Here is a 17658-nt window from a genome sequence, read left to right as displayed (position 1 = left end):
GCGCTTTTTTTGTCTGGTTTTCGGGTTCATAAGCTGAAAGCTTGCCCTCACCCCAGCCCCTCTCCCGCAAGCGGGAGAGGGGCTCGGATCGCATGGGCTCGCAGTGCATTAGCCCCTCTCCCGCTCGCGGGAGAGGGGTTGGGGTGAGGGGAAGCTCCTGGCGAGCAAAACCAAGGGAGCAAACCCAAGCCAAGCAAACCCACGCCAACGCTCCCCTGCGACTAATGTCGCAGCGACATTCCGCCCCGGCTGACCGACTCTCTACCGGTAACATCCTTGGAGAGGGAGAGGCCCCCGATGTACCAGGATCTTGGCCGCAACCAGGCCAATTACACCGCATTGTCGCCATTGAGCTTTCTGCGCAAGGCAGCCACCGTGCACCCGCAGCGGTTGGCCGTCATCCACGGTGAGCGCCGCCTGGATTGGGCGCAGGTCTACCAGCGGTGCCGCAGGCTGGCCTCGGCATTGCAGCGCATGGGAGTGGGCAAGGGCGATACCGTCGCCGTACTGTTGCCCAACACGCCGGCCATGATCGAGCTGCACTACGGCCCGGCCATGCTAGGTGCGGTGTTGAATGCGCTCAACACCCGGCTGGATGCGCAGACCCTGGCCTTCATGCTCGATCACGGCGAAGCCAGAATCGTATTCAGTGATCGCGAGTTCGCGCCCTTGATGAAGCGGGCGCTGGCGCTGTGCGAGCGTCCGCCGCAGGTCATCGATGTCGATGATGCGGAGATCGAGGAGGGCGCGCTTCTCGGCCAGATCGAGTACGAAGCCTTGCTGGCATCTGGCGACCCGGAATTCGCATTCGAGTTGCCGGCTGACGAATGGGACGCGATCACTCTGAACTACACCTCCGGCACCACCGGTGATCCGAAAGGCGTGGTCTACCATCACCGCGGTGCCTACTTGAATGCGGTGGCCAACATCATCGACTGGGGCATGCCGCAGCACCCTGTGTATCTGTGGACGCTGCCGATGTTTCACTGCAATGGCTGGTGTTTTCCGTGGACGATGGCGGCAGTAGCCGGCACCCAGGTCTGCCTGCGCCGCTTTGATCGCAAGCAGGTACTGGAGTTGATGCGTGAGCACGCGGTCAGCCACTACTGTGGCGCGCCGGTCATTCATGCGGCACTTGCCGCCGCACCCGAGCACAGCAAGCAGGGCCTGGTCGGGGTCAAGGGCCAGGTTGCCGGCGCCGCGCCGCCGGCTGCCGTGCTCGAGGAAATGGAGCGCATGGGCGTGGAAATCACCCATGTTTATGGGCTGACCGAAGTCTATGGCCCGGCTTCGATCTGCCAGCCGCAGGCCGAATGGGCGCAGCTGCCCATCGCCGAGCGGGCGGAGCTCAACAGCCGCCAAGGCGTGGCCTGTCTGCTGCAGGAAGACATGCAGGTGTTGGATCCGGAGACATTGCAGCCGGTACCTTGGGATGGCCTCAGCGTTGGCGAGATCATGTTCCGCGGCAACATCACCATGCAGGGTTACCTGAAAAACCCGCGGGCAACGGCCGAAGCGTTTGCCGGCGGCTGGTTTCATACCGGTGACTTGGCCGTGGTCTATGCCAATGGCGCGGTCAAGATCCGTGACCGTTCCAAGGACGTGATCATTTCCGGCGGCGAAAACATCTCCTCGCTGGAGCTGGAGGATGTGCTGTGCCGCCATCCCGCCGTGCTGGCGGCGGCGGTGGTGGCCAAGCCGGATCCGAAGTGGGGCGAAACGCCATGCGCCTTCATCGAGTTGAAGGAAACCCTGGAACTGGCCAGCGAAGATGCGCTCGCCCATTGCCGTCAGCATCTGGCCGGTTTCAAGGTGCCGCGGCGCTTCGTGTTCGGCCCCTTGCCGCGCACGGCAACGGGCAAGGTACAGAAGTTCACCTTGCGTGATGCGGCGAAGGAATTGGCCGACCTGGACTGATACTGCCGCCGCTCTGGCAGGCTGATGAATCAGCTGGCGCTGGCATGTGGCGGCGCAGCTTGCAGCAGCCTGCGCTCGCTCCTAGAGTGCGATGACCTTATGCTCATTCAGGGAAGATCATGCTCTCAAAGATGATGGGTTTGATGTTGCTTGTTGCCGCGGTTACTGTCAGTCCGTCGGTCATTGCAGGGAATGCTGAGCCGTTGCAGCTCGCTCCCGCCGAAGCCCTGAAGTTCTGGACTCCCAGTGGAGGGGAGTTCCATCCCCGAATGCCGCCAAAGCCTGGCAAGGTAGCGTTTGCGGAAGAAGTTACCGTTGCCTACACGGTAACCAAGCGTGGTCGAACCAAGGATGTCGAGGTGATAGAGGTGAAACCGGCTGGTGCCAGCTCCGAATGGGCGCTCAATGCAGTGAGGGCTATGCGTTTTGATCCCACCGAGAGCAACTCGACGCGGCAACCGGTTCGTAGTCAGTTGTTGACGCATTGGGACGGTTCGGCGCGCTAGATCTCGCACCGAAAGGATGAATAAAACCGGGCGTTGCCCGGCTTTGTTCTGTCGTGCGCATCTCTGTAGTGCCGAGCCATGCTCGGCAGAGGCTCTACCGGGAACGCCTCTGCCGAGCATGGCTCGGCACTACTGGTAAGGCCGCAGCGGAGCATGCTCCGCTCTACGGCTGTTGACTGGCTGGCGACGACTCAGCGCGGTGTGCGCACCATGCGCTCGAGCAGATGCTCGACAAGCCCGGCCGGGTTGCTGGTGCGGCCGACGTGGGTCACCGAGGTCTGTACCACCGAGCTGCGCTTGGCGGTGAGGAAGTGGAAGCGTGCGCGCGGCGGCAGCTGGGCGATGGGGCCCGCGCCGGGCGCTCCCTGGCAGATTGCGACGATGGCATCCAGCCAGGGTTGCACGGCGGCCTGGTCCAGCTGCGGGGCAAACGCCCGCAGCCGCGCGACATCAACCTCGATGGCGGCCTGCAGATAGGCTGCGCTGGGGCAGGAGATGATGACGCCAACGTTGATGAATTCCTCACGCTCTACCCGCGGTACCACGCGGATGACCGCGTAGTCATAGGTATGCAGCGTGGGCACGGATGGCCTCCTGTACAAAGGCGTCGCGCAATTGCAGGCGGCGCTTCAGATAGCTGGCATACGCCGAACGATAGGCATCGGCATCGGCAAAGCTGGGCTCGCTCTGCAGCCAGCTGTCCGGAATCTGCGCGACGATGCCGTCAATGACCGCGTCGGTCAGCAAGGGGGCCAGAGTTGCGTCGGCCTCGGCGATGCGGCTGGCAAATGGCAGCAGCACATGGTCACGGATCAAGACGAAAGGTTTGCCGCAGGCTTCGCCGGCGTTCTCCCAGTCGTGGTGAAAGTACAGCGCGGCGCCATGATCGATCAGGTAGAGCTTGCGGTGCCAGACCATCAGGTTGGGGTTGCGGGCGGTGCGGTCGACATTGCTGGTGTAGGCATCAAACCAGACGATGCGCGAGGCCAGCTCGGCATCGGGCTGCATCGCGGCCGGGTCGTAATTGAGCGCACCGGGCAGGTAGTCGCTGCCCAGGTTGATGCCCTCGCTGGCGCGGATCAGATCCTGGATCTCAGGGTCCGGTTCGGTGCGGGCAAACTCCCGATCCAGTTCCACCAATGCGATGTCCGGCATCGGCAGCCCAAGCACCTGGGCAAGCCGGCCGGCCACCAGTTCGGCGATCAAGGGCTTGGGGCCTTGGCCTGCGCCGCGGAACTTGATGACATACATGCCATCGTCATCGGCCTCGATCACCGCTGGCAGTGAACCGCCTTCGCGCAGCGGGGTGATGTAGCGGGTGGCGTGTACCGTTCTCAAGTGCATGGAACCGGGGTGGGCAGGAGCGCCAGCCTAACCCAAAGCCAGACCTTGGCGCCGGCGCGCTGGTCATTGGCTGTTGAGCGCTGCGTTGGCGCGGCACAGTAGCCTATCGGCCGAATGACAGGCGCCAAGCGTTGTTCAAGCCGCTTGCCGCAGCGGAGGTTTCGGTGCGCACCTTGGCCGCGCTGGCATGCAAGCCACCACCGAAGCTGCAGTCGAAACTGCCGCCACGGGTGGCAAGGTTCAATCGCTGTTGCCTGGATTGTCGCTGCGCAGCAGCTCGCGTGCGCTGTCCCACCAACCGGCGAGCATACCCTTGCCCTCTTCGGTCATCTGCCCCAGCTTGCCGTTCTGCTGGTCGACGAAGCCGATAAGACTGCGCATGCCCTGCGGGCCATGCAGGCGTGCTTCGCGCCACACGATCATCGCGAACACGCGCGCAGTCCAAAGTGAAGAATCGACGCTGCCGGTCTCGGCTTCGATCTCGCCGATTACCTGCTGCAGATAGTCGCGCACCTCGGCCGGGACGTGCGGATCATTGGACAGCCGCTTCAGTGCCACCAGACCCTGCCGCAGATCGCCCTGCTGGATTGCCAGCCCGGCGTTGCCCAGCTCGATCAGCCACGGCAGCTCCAGAATCAGCGCGATGGCTTCCACGTGTACCTGGGCGCGCGCAGCGTCCTTGTCTGCCAGCGCGGCATAGCCAAGCACGGCATGGATGACGAGGGCCTGCACCAGCGCCTGCTCGGCATTGACGACACTGCTGCGCGGGCCGCCGTAGGTTGCCAGTTCACTTTGCGCGCGCGCCAGCTGCGGCCACTCAAGGCGCTGGAAGGCCACCGAGCGTAGTGCCGCACTGATCTGATCCAGGTCTTTGCAGGCCGGCAGGGCATCGACGATGTCGGCCTCGGCAATGGCCAGGGTGCCGCGGTTCGCGGTCAGTGCGCTGTAGCCGAGCAGGGCGTGCACCAGGCACTCGTTACCCTCGGTGAGTGGTGGTACCGGCTTCCCATTGGTCAATTGGCTGCTCAGCGCCCAGGTAGCATAGGCGGCGGGCAATCCCTTGTGCGAGACCTGCCGATAGCGCTTGTAGGTGAAGCTGTCGCGCAGAGCGTCCAGCTGTTGTTGTTCGGTCTTCTCGCCGCAGGCCGTCAATAACAGGAAGGCGACGAGGCAGCTCAGCAGCCTATGACGGCGAGGGCGGGGCATTGGCATTCCGTTGCAGCTCCGGGTGTTCCTGCGCGCAAGTGTGCCACGCTGAACGACCGCCGTGCTTTCGTGGCAGGTGCGGACGCGCTAGGGTCGCGCATTGATGAGAAGCGCGGGGTACGGGCATGCGTGGTACGGGAGTGATGGTGTGGCCGCGTCTGCTGATGACAGCCGCGGGCTTGGCACTGCTGGTCGGCTGCAGCAGCATGCCCGCGGCACCGGCCGGCCCTTCTGCGGATGTGGTTCGCACGGATATCGCGCGTCGCATTCCGGCCCGGGTGGAGGACCGCGCCGGCTGGGCGGCCGATATCCAGACGGCGCTGGCTGCGCAGCAGCTGCCGGCAAACGCGGAAAACATCTGCGCGGTGCTGGCGGTGATCGAGCAGGAGTCCGGCTACCGCGCCAATCCCGAGGTGCCGGGCCTGCCGCGCATCGCCAGGGCTGAAATAGATCGCCGCGCGGCCGCGCTGCATGTTCCCTCGCTGCTTGTGGAAGCGGGTTTGAAGGTCAAGGCCAGCGACGGCCGCAGTTACGCGCAACAGTTGGCGCAGGTACGCAGCGAGCGGGATCTCAGTGAGCTTTATGAGGAGATCATTGGGCGGGTGCCGATGGGGCAGCGCCTGTTTGCCGGCAAGAATCCCGTGCAGACCGGTGGTGCGATGCAGGTCAGCATCGCTTTTGCGCAGGCCAATGCGCAGGGCTATCCATATCCGGTGACGGGCAGCATTCGTGATGAAGTATTTACCCGCCGCGGTGGTGTGTATTTCGGGACCGCCCATCTGCTTGGCTACCAGACGCCGTACACGCAGAAGGTGCATCGTTTTGCCGATTACAACGCGGGCCGCTATGCCAGCCGCAACGCCGCGTTCCAGAGTGCGCTGAGCCGGCTGACCGGGCAGCCGTTGGCGCTGGATGGCGATCTGCTGCTGCCGGATGCGCCAATGGAAAAGCCTGGGCAGACCGAGCGTGCGTTGCGCAGCCTGGCTCCGCAGTTGGGTATGGATGAACGTCAGATCCGCCGCGCGCTTGCGCAGGCTGACAGGTTGGAATTCAGTGACAGCGCACTGCATTCGCAGGTGTTCGCGCTGGCCGATGCGCGGACTGGCACCACGTTGCCGCGCGCAGTGATACCGGGCATCCACCTGGACAGCCCCAAGATCACCCGCGAGCTGACCACCGAATGGTTCGCCAACCGCGTGGACACACGCTACCGCCAATGCCTGCAACGGTAGTGCCGTTCCATGCCCGGCTGAGGCCTTTGTAGTGCCGAGCCATGCTCGGCAGAGGTCTTATCGGTAGAGCCCCAGCGGAGCATGGCTCCGCTCTACAGAAAGCAGTGCACATAGCATGGCGAAACTACGCCAATGTGGGTGACCTGGTCGACAACCGGCTTCGCGGTTGATGCCGCTCCTACAGCCGGCAGCATTCGCGCCGCTTTCAGTCGGTGACCGGATGCCGTGCCAGCGCGCGCGCGCCGGTGATGATCATGCGGATCATTTGCGACATCTGCTCGATCAGCTCCGGGTCGCGTTCTTCGGGCAGGTCGATGGCGCTGCCGCCCATGGCGAACACCAGGCGGGTAATGGCCTTGGCGGCCAGCGCAGGTTCGTGCAGGGTGGCGCCGTCCAGTGCGGCCAGGCGCACCAGGTCGGCCTTCAGTTCTTCTTCGAAATACTCCAGCTCGCGGTCCACCGCCTGCTTGAACGCATCGGAGCCAGCGGTGCCTTCGCGCAGCAGCACGTGCATCAGGCGGTCGTCTGCGCGCAACTGTTCCATGAAGGTTTCCACCGACAGGCGAATCACCCCGCGGTTGCTGTCGGCCGCGCGCAGCCGCGCCTGGCCGATGATGGTGCGCAGTGACCGCCCGGCCAGATCGATCAGTGCCACCGTCAGCTCGTCCATGTCACGGAACTGGCGATAGAACGAATTGGGCGCGATGCCGGCCTCGCGCGCGACCTCACGCAGACTGAGCGTAGACACGCTGCGGTGCGGGCCAATCAGCGACAACGCAGCGGCCAGCAGGTCGTCACGCGAGATCGAGGCCTTGCGCGCAGGGTGCAGGTCGTCAGGTGCGGGCAGGGGCTGGTCGCGTGCTGTCATGGGGCTCTGGCCGGTCAGGTCTGTGAATCATAGCCTGTACTGCGAATATACAACTGTATACACAGCTGTATGCTCGGCCGTATAGTGCAGCCATGAGTGCCGTCTACCGCAATATCACGCCGCCGCCGATCCCGTGGCTGAGCGAAGGTTTCTTTGATTTCTGGTCTACCCGGGTGCACCCGCTGTGGACGCTGCGGCGGCCGCTGGCGCGATTGGTGGCCCGATATAACGCCAGCGCCGATGCGGTAACCCTTGAGCTGCAGCCCAACCGACATTTCCGGGGGTTGCAGGCCGGGCAACACGTGAATGTGTCGGTCGAGCTGGATGGGCGCGCCACCACCCGCAGCTACAGCCCGACCGTGCTTGAAGACGGCCGCCTGGCAATCACCATCAAGCGCATCGCCGGCGGCAAGCTCAGTCAGCATCTGGCCGACGATGCCGCGGTGGGCGATGTGTTCGGGCTGGGGCAGGCCTTTGGGCAGATGCTGTTGCCGCCCAAGCCCGTGCCGAGACTGCTGCTATTGGCCGCAGGCAGTGGCATTACCCCGATGCGCGCCTTGTTGCGCCAGCTTGCTGATCAGGGCATGCCCGGCCAGGTCGATCTGATCTACTGGGCGCGCCAGCGCGAGCAGCTGTGCTTTGTCGACGAGTTCCACACCATTGCGGCGCAGCATCCTGGGTTCCGACTGCATCTGGCCGTGACCGGTGATGCCGTTGCGCCGGCCGTGCGGATAGACAGCTACGACCTTGCCGATATCGGCGAACTGGCCGGCGCGCATGTACTGGCGTGCGGCCCGGGCGGCTTTGTCGATGCGGCGCGTACGCGCCTGCAGTCGCAGGTTGCGCAGTTCGACAGCGAGGCATTCAGCACGCCGCAGCTGGCCGAGGTGGAGCAGGGCAGTGTGCAGGTGCAGCTGCTCAAGAGCGGACGCACCCTGACCATAGCGCGCGGCGTGGCCTTGTTGCCGGCGCTGGAAGCGGCCGGCATCCAGCCGGCCAGCGGTTGCCGCATGGGCATCTGCAATACCTGTGTCTGTGGCAAAACCTCGGGTATCACCCGGCATACGCTGACCGGCGATTACGCCAGCGAGCCTTCCGTTCCGCTCAAACTGTGCGTCAACAGCGCCAGTACCGATCTGACCCTGGAGCTGTAAGTCATGTCTTCCGTGCATAACCGCGTGCTGTCACCCGCCGAACTGCAGGCCTTTGGCGATGAACTCGATGGCGTACGCGCAAAACACCAGGCCTTGCTGGGTGCCAGTGATGCCCGCTACATCCGGCGGATCGTAGCGGCGGTGCGCTGGACCGGCGTTGCCGGACGGGCGCTACTGTTCCTGGGTGCGTTCGTGCACAGCGTGCTGGTGCCAGCGTGGATCGCCGGTGTGCTGCTGCTGGGCTTGTCCAAGATCCTGGAGAACATGGAGCTGGCGCACAACATCATCCATGGCCAGTACGACTGGATGGGTGACCCGCAGCTGCAGGGCAAGACCTACGAATGGGATATCGCCGGTACCTCGGAGAACTGGCGCAAGACCCACAACTTCCGTCACCACACCTATACCAATGTGCGGGGCCTGGATGACGACATTGGCTACGGCCTGTTGCGGATCTTCCCCGAGCAGCGCTGGCACCCGTTCTTCCTGGCCCAGCCCTTCGTCGCGGTGGTGTTCGCGCTGCTGTTCGAGTGGGGTATCGCCATACAGGATCTGCGTATCGGCCGGGTGTTGGTCGGCAAGATGACCCTGCGCCAGCTGTGGAAGCAGGCGCGTCCGGTGGGCCGCAAGGCCTCGCTGCAGATATTGAAGGACTACGTGCTGTTCCCGGCACTGGCAGGCCCGTTCTTCCTGCCGGTGCTGCTGGGCAATGTGGCGGCCAATGTCATGCGCAATGTGTGGACCTACGTGGTGATCTTCTGTGGCCACTTCACTGCCGATGCCGAGACCTTCCCCAAGGAATGTGTCCGCAATGAAGGCCGTGGCCATTGGTACCTGCGTCAGCTGCGCGGCTCGTCCAACCTGACCGGCGGCAAGTGGATGGACGTGATGACCGGCAACCTCAGCCATCAGATCGAACACCACTTCTACCCGGATATCCCGGCCAACCGCTACGCGGCGATGGCAGTGGAAGTTAAGGCCATCTGCGCGCGCTACGGCCAGCACTACAACACCGGTTCGTTGCCGCGCCAGTTCGGCCAGGTGATGTGGCGCATCCTGCGTCATGCCTTCCCCAGCAAGCCGGCGCCGGAACGGCCGCTGGTGGCCACGCCGCAGGCCGAGGCGGGCTGAGGCGCCTAGCCCCGGCGCGTATCACGCGGCCGGGGCGATAGCGCCAAGCGGGAACTACCGATCGTTGCACGTCGTCGGCTGGTCGCCTGCATGTTGTGACACTGGCCGGATCGAGGGTACTGCAGCGGCTGCCGGTAGCCCGAACAGCGGGCGCAGCGGCGCGCAGCGCCGGATCAGTTCGAACGCGACCAGGCACAGGACGAAGGTGGCCGCGATCAGGATCACCGCCTCGATGCCGGGTTCAAGCTGCAACGGCTTGAGTTTGTGCGCCAGCACCACGATCACGCTCTGGTGCAGGATGTAAAGCGGGAACACGGCCAGGGTGAGATAGCGAAGCAGCGGGCTGTCTGCATGGCGCAACCGGTAGGCAAAGCCCAGCAATGCGGCGATCGCGCACCATTGATCCACCGCCCAGACAACCCGCAGCGCCATCCGCAGTTCCAGCGGCGGCGGTTGCGCATCGTTGTAGCCGGCGAAATACCAGACATGGATCAGTGCGGCGTAACCGAGTGCGGCCAAGGCCAGTGACTGCCAGCGCAGGCGCTGCAGGGATTCCCAGAAGCCGGTGCTGAAGGCAGCCAGGAACCCGATCAGAAAGACGCTGGCGTACTGGGCATGGTTGTACCAGTCATCAACCAAGGCATGGGTCTGCTCGAAGCGGTTGACCAGCAGCAGGCGCGCGGCCGCCAGAACCAGCACCGGCACAAGCAGTGCGCCCCAGCCGTGCAGGGCCATGCCGGCCCATTGCCGCAGGCGCTGCAGGGCGGTTGCCGGCAGCAGCCGCCACAGCAGCCACGCCAGCACGGTATAGGTCCAGAGATACGGCAGGAACCAGAGGTGGTTCCAGGTGGGCAGGCGCAGGCAACCATCGCCGTCACAGAAGCCGTGGTAGCCGCTGAGATACTTGCCGTAGAACGCCCAGTACGATTCGTTGTAGCCGCCGGGCAGTTGTTCGACTACCTGGTAATAGGCCTGCGGCGGCACGATCACCGCCATCCCGAACAGCAGCGGCAGCAGCAGCTGCCGCGAGCGATGACGCAGCAGGCCGGCAGGCCGGCGTTCAATCATGAAAGCGGTAGCAACGCCCGAAATCAGGAACAGCAGTGACATCCGCCACGGCGAGGTCAACAGCATTAATGGCTCCGCCGCGATGCTCGCTGCCGGGCTTTTGACATGCCAGTCCCAGCTCACGTAGTACATGCCGACGTGGTAGATCACCAGCAGGCCAAAAGCGATTACCCGCAGCCAATCCAGATCGTGGCGCCTGTGCATTGCGTGTCCAGTCGAGGGAAGGAAGATCGCAATATCAGCCCGCCGCGCCGTGGTGATGGGGCCGCAAGGGTCGATCTGCCGGCGTAAAGGGACGAGTGGCGGTGATTTGGTGATGACCAGCAGCAGGCAGATGGGCTCGCCCGACTAGAATGCGCGGATGAGCCAAGCCCCACCGCCTGCGTTGTTGATGCGCTCCGCCCGCTGGCGGCGCGTCATGGAGTTGCTGTTCTGGTTGCTGCTGGTGTTGATCAACTGCAGTGGCAACGCGATCACCACCTGGATGGATGCCAATCGCTCCGGCGCGGCGTCCATGCAATGGTGGGAGCCCTGGGTCTGGGAGTTCTCCAGCGGCTTGGTATGGTTGCTGCTGGTGCCAGCCATCGTCTGGTTCAGCCGCCGCTGGCCCCTGCACCTGGACAACTGGCGGCAGCGTCTGCCCTGGTATCTATTGGCCAGTGTGCCGATCTCACTGCTGCATGTGCTGGCGATGTTCGCGCTGAGAATGCTTGCCTATGCCGCAATGGGCGAGCGTTACCAGGTCGGCGTCTGGGTCGATGAGCTGCTGTACGAGTACCTCAAGGATGTACGCACCTATGCGGCCATCCTGTTCTGCATCGATGGCTATCGGTTCCTGCGCCGCCGTCTGCAGGGCGAGGCGCAATTGCTGGCTGCGCCCGATGAAGGTCCGCCGGTGGAGCCGATCGAGCACCCAGAGCGTTTGCTGGTGCGCAAGTTGGGCCACGACTTCCTGATCGCAACCGCAGACATCGAATGGGCGCAGGCTGCCGGCAACTACGTCAATCTGCATCTGCGCGGCCACGACTACCCGTTGCGGATCACCATGGCCGCGCTGGAGCTGAAGCTGGATGTCGCCTGTTTCGTCCGTGTCCATCGCAGTTGGCTGATCAATCTGGCGCATCTGGTTTCTATCGAGCCGCTGGAGGGCGGCGAAGCCCTGCTGCATATGAGCGATGGCAGCGAGGTGCCCTGCAGCCGACGCTATCTGCCGGTGCTCAAGTCGCGCCTGAGCGAGGACAGGGAGCTCTCGCTGCCGGCCTGAGCAGGCGCCGGCGCAGCTGGCGTTGCCCGTCATCGAAACCCGGCACAATGCGCCGGGCAGGGGGATGGGGGCTTAGGCCAGGCGGACTGCCACCACAGGGGCGGGTTGGCTGCGGAGCCGTACCACCAACCCCGTTTTGGCTGTTGGCGCGTTTGATGTCCCAACCCTTGGACGGAGTGCTGCGATGAGCCTGGTTATCTGGCGGCGGTGTTGGTTGGTGGGCATGGTGCTGGGCGCGATGGCGCCAGCGTTTGCGCAGCAGGGCAGGCAGATCCTCCGCCCACCGGTACTTATTGCGGTCTCCGAGGCCGAGCAGCCAATCGAGCTGCGACGGGCGAACATCGATGGCGAGGTGCAGGCGGGTATTGCCCAGACCCGGATAGAGCTGGTCTTCCACAATCCCAACCGGCGGGTAATGGAGGGCGAGCTGCAGTTTCCTTTGGCCGATGGCCAGCAGATCAGCGGCTTTGCCCTGGACATCGACGGGCAACTGCGGGACGCGGTGCCGGTGCCTAAGGAACGCGGGCGGCAGGTATTCGAGGCGATCACCCGCCAGGGTCAGGATCCGGCGCTGCTGGAACAGACCGCCGGCAATCAATTCCGGCTGCGCGTATATCCGCTGCCGGCAGGTGGCAGCCGGCGGGTACAGCTGACCATTCGTGAAGCGATGCCGTTGACCGCTCAGGGTTGGCAGTGGCGGCTTCCCTTGCAGTTCGCGTCGGCGGCAGGCGAGGTAAGCCTGCGCCTGCGCGCGCCGGGTGCCGACAAGCTGGGGCAGGGGCCTTTCCGGCTGATGGCCGGTGGCCTGGATTGGCAGGGCAGCGGACGGCAATTGCCGGCACAGCTGCAATGGCAACTGCCCGCTCAATTGCAGCCGTCGCTGCAGGCTGCCCGTTACGACGGCCAACAGTATCTGCTGGCACAGCTGCCGGTAGCACCGCCTGTCGCGCGCCGCCTGCCGTCACGGATCGGCCTGCTGTGGGACGCCTCGGGCTCGGCGGCCACGCGCAACCGGGCGCGTGAGTTCGCATTGCTGGACCGCTATTTCGCGGCGATGGGCGAGGGCAGCGTCGTACTGACGGTGCTGCGCGACAAACCGGAAGCGGAGCGTCGTTTCAACATTCGCAAGGGGGATTGGAGCGCGTTGCGGCGTGTGCTGGAACAGGCGCCCAACGATGGCGCCAGCGCGCTGGCGGCGTGGACGCCCAAGGCGGAGCTGGGCGAGTACCTGTTGTTCAGTGATGGCCTGGGCAACTGGGGCCCATCAACGCTGCCGGCATTGGCGGCAGAACAACGCCTGTTTGCCATCAGCAGTGCTGCTGCCGGTGCCGACACCGCGCGCCTGCGCGGCTGGAGCGAGGCCAACGGCGGCGCGCTGGTGCAGCTGGAATCCGATCAGGTGGACGCGGCGGCACGTCGCTTGTTGGCCCTGCCGCCGACAGTGGAAGTTGCACCCGCTCCCGGTCTGCACGATGTGGTGGTTGATCGTCGCAGCCTGGAAGAGGGATGGCTGTGGTTGTATGCGCGGGCTGATGCCGCGCCGGTGGCGTTGCGGGTGCGGCTCAATGGCGGGCAATGGCAGGCGCTGAGTGCCGGTCCCGCCAATACCGATGGCGCGTTTGGCGCATTGATCGCTGGCCTGTGGGCGCAGGCGCGCTTGCAGCAGCTGGCGGCGGACCCGCGCGGCAATCGTGAGGCCATGCAGTTGCTGTCACAGCAGTTCGGCATGGTCAGTGAAGGCAGTTCCCTGCTGGTGCTGGATACGATCGAGGACTACCTGCGTTACGCGATTCGGCCGCCGTCCGGGTTGCGCGCGGAATATGACCGCCGTTTCGCCCGTCAGGTCGCCGACCGCGATCAGGCGCGCCGGACCCATCTGGATCAGGTGGCAGAACAGTGGCAGCAGCGGCAGAGCTGGTGGTCGAAGCGTTGGCCGAAGGATTCGCCGTTGAAGGATGAGAAAGCAGCGAACCAAGCGGCCCCGCCTGCAAGTGCGCTGCCCCCGCCGCCGGTAATGGCGATGGCACCACGATCGGCCCCCGCCCCGGCGGCGGCGATGGTGGCCGAGGCCGCAGTACAGTTCAGGGTCGCCGACAGTGCTGTCGCGGCTGCTGCCGCCGACGAGCCGGTCAACGCCGGTGCGGTGCAGATCAGACTGGCCGCCTGGGAGCCGGACTCGCCCATCGCGCAGCGTCTGCGCAAGGCGCCGCCGGGTGAGTTGTATGCCTGGTACCTGGACGAGCGCGACGCCAATGCCGACAGCAGTGCGTTCTTCCTGGATGTGGCCTACATGTTGTTGGCTGCCGGCCAGCGCGGACTGGCATTGCGGGTGCTGTCCAACCTCGCAGAAATGGAACTGGACAACCGGCATCTGTTGCGGGTGCTCGGCTATCGCCTGATGCAGGCCGGGGAGCCGGGGCTGGCGGTGCCGGTGTTCGAGCAGGTGTTGACGATGGCCGATGACGAGCCGCAGAGCTTCCGCGACCTGGGCCTGGCGCTGGAGGCGGCAGGGCGCCCGCAGCAGGCGGTTGATCCGCTCTATCAGGTCGTGCAGCGGCAATGGGACGGGCGCTTCGATGGCGTTGCCTTGATCGCGCTGGACGAGCTTACCAATCTGCTTGCGCGCGGCGGCCCGGCGCTGGACGCGGGCATGGTCGATCCGCGCCTGCGCAAGGCGATGCCGCTGGATCTGCGGGTGGTGCTGGCCTGGGATGTCGACAACAGCGACATGGATCTATGGGTGACCGATCCGAATGGTGAGCGCGCCTACTACGGCAATCGCCTGACCCATCAAGGTGGGCAGATGTCGCAGGACTTCACCGGCGGCTATGGCCCTGAGCAGTTCTCGCTGCGCGATGCCAAGCCCGGCATCTACAAGGTGGAAGCCAATTACTTTGGCAGCCGCCAGCAGCTGGTCACCGGCCCGGCCACCTTGATGCTGCGGCTGAGCACGCATTGGGGCACGCAGCAGAAGGACAAGGCGGTAACCATGCGCCTGCACGATGCCACCGACACCGTGCTGGTAGGTGAGTTCGAAGTGCGCTGAGGTTTTTGCTGTAGCAATCTGCTGTTTGTTGTTTTTGTTTGTGGGAGCGGCGTCAGCCGCGAAGCTGACAGATCCTGCAATTGCACTGACAACATGATTTGGAACTGCGCTAGTTTCGCGGCTGACGCCGCTCCTACAAAAAAAGCCCGATGCCAGATCTATGGCATCGGGCTTTGGGTAGTACCCGCTTACTTGCGGCGGGCGAGCAGGCGGTAGCTGCCGCTGGCGTTGGAGTCGAAGCTGTGAGCCAGCACGATGTAACGGCCGGCGTCCAACTCGATTTCCAGGTTCGGGTCCAGGCTGGAGTCGCTGTCGTCCTGCTGGGCGACTTCCTCGCCGTTGCGCATCACGGTGATCATACCGTCCAGGCTGGAGGAACCGGCAGTCATGCTGATCACGTACTTGCCCTTGCGCGGAATCTCCAGGGTGTACAGGTCGCGGTTGCCGGGGCGCAGCTGCCCGCTGACTTCACGGCCAAGCTTGAGCTCGGGACGGGTCGGGCCGTCGGGCGCGGCTGCGGTGGAGGTAGCCAGCTGGAACACGCCGCCACGGCTGTTCACCGAACGCACCGACACGTTGTACTCGCCGGCATCCAGCACCTGGCTGATACGCGAATTGACACCGCCGCCGCCGTCATCGTCGCTCAGGGTGATGTCGCCGCCCTGCACGGTCAACATGGTGTCCAGGTCCTTGCCGCTGGCATCGATCTGCACACGGCGACGTTCTGGCAGGTTCAGCACGAAGCTGCGGGTATCGTCGGCGCCGATGAAGCCGCTGACCGTGCCTTCGAGCGGCAGGTTGGTGCCGTCGTTGAAGACCAGGCCTTCGGGGAAGTCGGACTGTTCCACGCCCAGGTAGAACGCACCGGTGGCCTCACCCAGGCCGCCGGCCGTGAGCGTGTAACGGCCCGGCTGCAGCGGCGCGACCAGGCGCGAGTTGAGGTTGCTGCCGCCGTCATCGTCTTCCAGATTGAGGCCGTTGCCGCTCAGCTCCAGGCGGGCATCGAACTCGCTCGATTCCAGGTTGATGGTGTACAGGCCGGGCTTATCGACCTGCAGGACGAAGGTCTTGTCGCCGTTGCGCAGCCAATCGGTAACCCGGCGGCCAGCAGTCAGTGGCTTGCCGTCATAGGCGACGATGGGTTCGGCCGAGAGCTGGAACGGACCGAAGGCACGAGCGTCGGCGCCGCTGACCGCGACCAGGTACTGGCCGGGCTTGTCGGCGCGCATGCTCAGCGTGGTGCTGCCTTCGCGGTTGGCGTCGGTGCGGGATACCAGTACGTCCTGGTTGAACACGGCCAATGCGCCCTTGAGCGCGCCATCGAGCTTCAGCGACACGGCCTGGCCGGCGCCCATCTGCAACGAGAACAGCTGGCTGCGGGTGCCGTCGCTGTAATTGACCGGGCTGGAAGAGGTGATTTCACCGGCAACATCGCCATCGATGGCGAGCGCGCGGGTGGGGCCGGCGGCATACGCAGGGGCGTGCACGGCGGCGGCAATGGCAAGGGACAGCAGTCCGGTTGCAATTCGCTTCACTTGAACTCCTTGATGTTGGAAGCAGGGGTAAAAAGCGGCCACGGTGACTGCGGGGGCAGACACCGTGGCCGTGGCCCATCACGCCAGCCGGCGGGACGGGCGGTGTGGCTTAGTTGATGACCGCAGCGGCGGCGTCGGCGGCGGCCTCTTCGGCAGCATCCTTGCGGTTGCTGTTGGCCGGCGCGGCGACATCACCACCCAGATCGGTGGTCTCCAGCTCGAACACGCCCTGCTGGCTGCCCAGGCTGGTGACCGCCACGATGTAACGGCCTGCGCGCAGGTCCAGGGTCAGCTGTGCATTGGTGCCGTTGCCGCCATCGTCGTTTTCCTCTTCAACGCCGGGGCCGGTGATCTTCAGCACCGAATCGAAGCCATCGGCGATGGCGTCGAACTGGATGTGCTTGGGCGCGTCGAGGTTGAGCACGAAGGTGCGGCGGCCACGCGAGTCCATCATCGCCTGTGCGGTCTGGCCGATGGTCAGGGCGGTGCCATCACGGGTGACCAGGCCATTCTCGGTCGGGGTCAGCTTGACGCTGAGCTTGAACGAGCCGGTGTTGCCGTTCACCGAGGAGGCGGCGATGGTGTACTCGCCCGGCTCCAGGTAGGTACGGATGCGGGCATTGAGGTTGCCACCGTTGTCGTCGTCTTCCAGCTCGACGTTACGGCCGTTCAGGCGCAGATAGGAGTCGAACGCGCTGGATTCCAGGGTGATGGCGTACAGGCCAGCCTTGTCGATCTTGAGCTTGTATTCCTGCTTGTCACCCATCAGCCAGTCGGTGGCCTCGCTGTCGGCGCCCAGCGGCTTGCCGTCGTACGGCACCACCTTGGCGGTCTTGAGCTTGAACGGGCCGAAGGCGTCGGCGCTGGCGCTGTTGACCGCCACCAGGTAGCTGCCGTCCTTGGGAGCACGGAAGGCCAGGTTCACCGAGGAGCTGCTGGTGGAATCGCCTTCGCTCATGCCCGAGGACGAGGCGTTGGCAATCATGTTCTGGCCGTCGAATACCGCCAGCTGGCCGCTGAGCGAGCCGCCCAGTTCCAGCGAGATGGCTTCGCCGCTCTTCATGGTCACTTTGTAACCCTGGTGACGGCTGCCGTCGTTGTAGTTCAGGGTGCTGGTGGAGGTGATTTCACCGGAGACCGTTTCACCCACCGTCAAGTTGGGGGCCTTGTCCCCGCCGGTGGCAGCAATGCCCCCCAGCTTCTGGCAGGCGGTGAGTGCCAAGGTCATCGCGATGGCGGCAAAAAGGCGGGCGTGGCTAGGTTTCAAGCTTAGGTCCTTCATGGTCTGGAAAGTCTCCTTTTCCCGTCTTGGCGGGTCAGGGTGCGATTCTAACGTTAAGTTGTGTCTATTCAGCGAGAACGGATTCAGGCCCCGGATTGCCGACCC

The 17658-nt window shown here is 64.6% G+C and carries 15 protein-coding genes; 7 read left to right on the top strand and 8 right to left on the bottom strand.

Annotated features, from left to right (window positions below):
- Nucleotides 1-297 precede the first annotated feature (297 nt).
- Nucleotides 298-1917 (top strand): acyl-CoA synthetase, encoded by a 1620-nt coding sequence (locus tag BCV67_RS01215; RefSeq protein ID WP_062166120.1) that lies wholly within the window; start codon nt 298-300, stop codon nt 1915-1917.
- Nucleotides 1918-2036: 119 nt separating this feature from the next.
- A complete protein-coding gene (locus tag BCV67_RS01210) occupies nt 2037-2423 on the top strand; it encodes an energy transducer TonB (protein ID WP_062166119.1) in 387 nt (128 codons plus the stop codon).
- 191 nt (nt 2424-2614) lie between these two features.
- Here the strand turns inward: BCV67_RS01210 and BCV67_RS01205 are convergent, their stop codons facing one another.
- The 4 genes from BCV67_RS01205 to BCV67_RS01195 form a co-directional block, all read right to left on the bottom strand.
- Nucleotides 2615-3007 (bottom strand): DUF3037 domain-containing protein, encoded by a 393-nt coding sequence (locus tag BCV67_RS01205; RefSeq protein ID WP_062166118.1) that lies wholly within the window; start codon nt 3005-3007, stop codon nt 2615-2617.
- Nucleotides 2985-3761: a HipA family kinase gene (locus tag BCV67_RS01200; protein ID WP_062166117.1), complete on the bottom strand. Its 777-nt coding sequence runs from the start codon at nt 3759-3761 to the stop codon at nt 2985-2987. Before BCV67_RS01200 ends, BCV67_RS01205 begins: the two co-directional genes overlap by 23 nt.
- Before the next feature lie 109 nt (nt 3762-3870).
- A complete protein-coding gene (locus BCV67_RS20400) occupies nt 3871-4011 on the bottom strand; it encodes a hypothetical protein (protein ID WP_156455717.1) in 141 nt (46 codons plus the stop codon).
- Nucleotides 4008-4973, bottom strand: coding sequence for a hypothetical protein (locus BCV67_RS01195; RefSeq protein WP_156455716.1), 966 nt, complete (start codon nt 4971-4973; stop codon nt 4008-4010). The genes BCV67_RS20400 and BCV67_RS01195 overlap by 4 nt, the downstream gene beginning before the upstream one ends.
- 125 nt (nt 4974-5098) lie before the next feature.
- On the opposite strand from BCV67_RS01195, the gene BCV67_RS01190 reads away from it, so the two are divergent.
- Nucleotides 5099-6205, top strand: coding sequence for a DUF1615 domain-containing protein (locus BCV67_RS01190; protein ID WP_428999494.1), 1107 nt, complete (start codon nt 5099-5101; stop codon nt 6203-6205).
- A 205-nt stretch (nt 6206-6410) separates the two neighbouring features.
- Here the strand turns inward: BCV67_RS01190 and fabR are convergent, their stop codons facing one another.
- Nucleotides 6411-7073 carry an HTH-type transcriptional repressor FabR gene (gene fabR / locus BCV67_RS01185; protein WP_062166114.1) on the bottom strand — a complete coding sequence of 221 codons (663 nt, stop codon included), beginning with the start codon at nt 7071-7073 and terminating at the stop codon, nt 6411-6413.
- A 92-nt stretch (nt 7074-7165) separates the two neighbouring features.
- On the opposite strand from fabR, the gene BCV67_RS01180 reads away from it, so the two are divergent.
- Both BCV67_RS01180 and BCV67_RS01175 read left to right on the top strand, forming a co-directional pair.
- Nucleotides 7166-8227 carry a ferredoxin reductase gene (locus tag BCV67_RS01180; protein WP_062166113.1) on the top strand — a complete coding sequence of 354 codons (1062 nt, stop codon included), beginning with the start codon at nt 7166-7168 and terminating at the stop codon, nt 8225-8227.
- A gap of 3 nt (nt 8228-8230) precedes the next feature.
- Nucleotides 8231-9358, top strand: a complete 1128-nt coding sequence (locus BCV67_RS01175) for a fatty acid desaturase family protein (RefSeq protein ID WP_062166112.1) — start codon at nt 8231-8233, stop codon at nt 9356-9358.
- Between the two features lie 54 nt (nt 9359-9412).
- Here the strand turns inward: BCV67_RS01175 and BCV67_RS01170 are convergent, their stop codons facing one another.
- Nucleotides 9413-10630, bottom strand: a complete 1218-nt coding sequence (locus tag BCV67_RS01170) for an acyltransferase family protein (RefSeq protein WP_062166111.1) — start codon at nt 10628-10630, stop codon at nt 9413-9415.
- Between the two features lie 157 nt (nt 10631-10787).
- Here BCV67_RS01170 and BCV67_RS01165 point away from each other — a divergent pair, with 157 nt between their 5' ends.
- Nucleotides 10788-11690 (top strand): LytTR family DNA-binding domain-containing protein, encoded by a 903-nt coding sequence (locus BCV67_RS01165; protein WP_062166110.1) that lies wholly within the window; start codon nt 10788-10790, stop codon nt 11688-11690.
- 184 nt (nt 11691-11874) lie between these two features.
- Nucleotides 11875-14736: a VIT domain-containing protein gene (locus BCV67_RS01160; RefSeq protein ID WP_062166109.1), complete on the top strand. Its 2862-nt coding sequence runs from the start codon at nt 11875-11877 to the stop codon at nt 14734-14736.
- Nucleotides 14737-14924: 188 nt separating this feature from the next.
- On the opposite strand, the gene BCV67_RS01155 is transcribed toward BCV67_RS01160, so the two are convergent.
- Nucleotides 14925-16271: a hypothetical protein gene (locus BCV67_RS01155; protein ID WP_062166108.1), complete on the bottom strand. Its 1347-nt coding sequence runs from the start codon at nt 16269-16271 to the stop codon at nt 14925-14927.
- A 109-nt stretch (nt 16272-16380) separates the two neighbouring features.
- Nucleotides 16381-17553 carry a hypothetical protein gene (locus BCV67_RS01150; RefSeq protein ID WP_062166107.1) on the bottom strand — a complete coding sequence of 391 codons (1173 nt, stop codon included), beginning with the start codon at nt 17551-17553 and terminating at the stop codon, nt 16381-16383.
- Between the last annotated feature and the right edge of the window lie 105 nt (nt 17554-17658).

Origin of the sequence: Stenotrophomonas nitritireducens, assembly GCF_001700965.1 — a bacterium.
Lineage (GTDB): Bacteria > Pseudomonadota > Gammaproteobacteria > Xanthomonadales > Xanthomonadaceae > Stenotrophomonas > Stenotrophomonas nitritireducens_A.
This window is presented reverse-complemented; position numbering and strand designations above follow the sequence as displayed.

Excerpts from the sequence above, each read along its gene's own strand:
- BCV67_RS01215 (WP_062166120.1), top strand. The coding sequence starts at position 298 with ATGTACCAGGATCTTGGCCGCAACCAGGCCAATTACACCGCATTGTCG.
- BCV67_RS01210 (WP_062166119.1), top strand. The coding sequence starts at position 2,037 with ATGCTCTCAAAGATGATGGGTTTGATGTTGCTTGTTGCCGCGGTTACT.
- BCV67_RS01195 (WP_156455716.1), bottom strand. The coding sequence starts at position 4,973 with ATGCCCCGCCCTCGCCGTCATAGGCTGCTGAGCTGCCTCGTCGCCTTC.
- BCV67_RS01190 (WP_428999494.1), top strand. The coding sequence starts at position 5,099 with ATGCGTGGTACGGGAGTGATGGTGTGGCCGCGTCTGCTGATGACAGCC.
- fabR (WP_062166114.1), bottom strand. The coding sequence starts at position 7,073 with ATGACAGCACGCGACCAGCCCCTGCCCGCACCTGACGACCTGCACCCT.
- BCV67_RS01180 (WP_062166113.1), top strand. The coding sequence starts at position 7,166 with ATGAGTGCCGTCTACCGCAATATCACGCCGCCGCCGATCCCGTGGCTG.
- BCV67_RS01175 (WP_062166112.1), top strand. The coding sequence starts at position 8,231 with ATGTCTTCCGTGCATAACCGCGTGCTGTCACCCGCCGAACTGCAGGCC.
- BCV67_RS01170 (WP_062166111.1), bottom strand. The coding sequence starts at position 10,630 with ATGCACAGGCGCCACGATCTGGATTGGCTGCGGGTAATCGCTTTTGGC.
- BCV67_RS01165 (WP_062166110.1), top strand. The coding sequence starts at position 10,788 with ATGAGCCAAGCCCCACCGCCTGCGTTGTTGATGCGCTCCGCCCGCTGG.
- BCV67_RS01160 (WP_062166109.1), top strand. The coding sequence starts at position 11,875 with ATGAGCCTGGTTATCTGGCGGCGGTGTTGGTTGGTGGGCATGGTGCTG.
- BCV67_RS01150 (WP_062166107.1), bottom strand. The coding sequence starts at position 17,553 with ATGAAGGACCTAAGCTTGAAACCTAGCCACGCCCGCCTTTTTGCCGCC.